Origin of the sequence: Crenothrix polyspora (assembly GCF_900163755.1) — a bacterium.
Classification (GTDB): Bacteria; Pseudomonadota; Gammaproteobacteria; order Methylococcales; family Methylomonadaceae; genus Crenothrix; species Crenothrix polyspora.
The window spans coordinates 1-1,471 of sequence record NZ_FUKI01000071.1 but is presented as its reverse complement, the minus strand read 5'-3'; the positions used below and the strand labels follow the sequence as shown (position 1 = coordinate 1,471).

At 47.3% G+C, this 1,471-nt stretch carries 3 protein-coding genes; 1 reads left to right on the top strand and 2 read right to left on the bottom strand.

All coding sequences use genetic code 11. The features are described 5' to 3' along the window. The coding region (locus CRENPOLYSF2_RS04255) for a group II intron maturase-specific domain-containing protein (protein WP_272867682.1) at nt 1–419 on the top strand (419 nt) is incomplete at its 5' end. A 144-nt stretch (nt 420–563) separates the two neighbouring features. Here the strand turns inward: CRENPOLYSF2_RS04255 and CRENPOLYSF2_RS04250 are convergent. After that, a complete protein-coding gene (locus CRENPOLYSF2_RS04250; RefSeq protein WP_087142721.1) occupies nt 564–872 on the bottom strand; it encodes a HigA family addiction module antitoxin in 309 nt (102 codons plus the stop codon). A gap of 9 nt (nt 873–881) precedes the next feature. Beyond that, on the bottom strand, nt 882–1,157 hold the full coding sequence (locus tag CRENPOLYSF2_RS04245) for a type II toxin-antitoxin system RelE/ParE family toxin (protein ID WP_087142720.1): 276 nt from the start codon (nt 1,155–1,157) through the stop codon (nt 882–884). Nucleotides 1,158–1,471: the final 314 nt, after the last annotated feature.

The window sequence follows — 1,471 nt, the reverse complement described above, 5'->3', positions numbered from 1 at the left end:
GCTGGACGGATAAGTCCTTGGCGAAGTTCAAGCGCCGAGTGAAAGAACTGACCGGAAGAAGCTGGGGCTTGTCGATGAAATACCGCTTGTACAAACTTGGGCAGTTCCTTCGGGGTTGGGTCGGCTACTTTGGCATCAGCCAATACTACCGCCCCATCCCTGAGTTGGATGAATGGCTGCGGCGGCGCATCCGTATGTGCTATTGTAAACAATGGCGCTGGCCGCGTACTAAAGTCCGCAACCTGCGGGCTTTGGGGATTAATCTCAAAGCCGCCATCCAACATGCGGTCAGTAGCAAAAGCTACTGGCGCATGGCGCGTACCCCCGCCGTACAAATGGCTTTGAACAACCAATGGCTGAAAGAGCAGGGGCTGTTGAGCATCAAAGAGCTTTGGTGCAAAGCGCAAGGTTATGCCTAAGTGTCAACGCGAGCCAATTCGTTGAACCGCCCACTGCGGACCCGCATGGTGGGTGGTGTGGGGGCTGGGGGTTAGATGCCCCTGGCTACCCGATTATGCTGCCAAACTATGCACAACGGCAAAATATACACTGCACAAAAAAACTTAAACCCTGCTGGTTTGTGATAAAGGCCAAGGTGTAATTTGTTTTAATACCTCGGAAAGAGCTTCTTCAGCAATTTCTGTGTCATATTCGATTTGGGCACGTAGCCAATATCCCCGCGACAAACCAAAAAAACGACAAAGCCTTAAATCTGAATCGGCTGTAACTGAGCGCCGGCCCGCTACGATTTCACCAATTCGTTGTTGAGGCACGCCTATTTCTTTTGCCAATCGATATTGAGAAATTCCCATTGGTTTCAAAAACTCTTCCAATAAAAGCTCACCTGGAGTTACAGGATCAAGTTTAGTCATAATATATTCCTAATGATAATCAACGATCTCAACATCTTCAGCGCCAATTGTCCAACGAAAACAGATACGAAACTGATCATTGATTCGAATGCTGAACTGTCCATCTCGATTACCTTTCAATGACTCAAGGTGGTTGCCAGGCGGGATTTTCAGATCACTTAATTGTTCAGAAACCTTGAGTTGCCGTAACTTACGCTGAGCCACTCTTTCGATATTTACAAAACGCGGAATCCTGTAACCATTGGCCAACGCTTCTGTATCACTGCATTTGAATGAAATAATCATGCAGCTATAGTAACGCAAAGCATTAGTACCGTAAAGCGTGATTGCAACTAAATTGCATAACGTTAAGCTAACGGGATGGCCGTTTCCAGCAAAGCCACAAAAGCTGATTTAATTACAAAATTTCAAAATGGCCACGATACGGCCAGTCCCTGTTGAGCGAAATGTGTGCGCCCAGCATGGGCGCGATGTAATGGGGTGGAAGTCCCCTGTGGGAGAACCGAAATAGCCACCATGTTGTGGCTATTGTAACCACTAGGAGTCTGTCGGTCTTAGGATTTATATCTACCCGATTCGCGTAAAAACACGTAAATCAG

Excerpts from the sequence above, each read along its gene's own strand:
- CRENPOLYSF2_RS04250 (WP_087142721.1), bottom strand. The coding sequence starts at position 872 with ATGACTAAACTTGATCCTGTAACTCCAGGTGAGCTTTTATTGGAAGAG.
- CRENPOLYSF2_RS04245 (WP_087142720.1), bottom strand. The coding sequence starts at position 1,157 with ATGATTATTTCATTCAAATGCAGTGATACAGAAGCGTTGGCCAATGGT.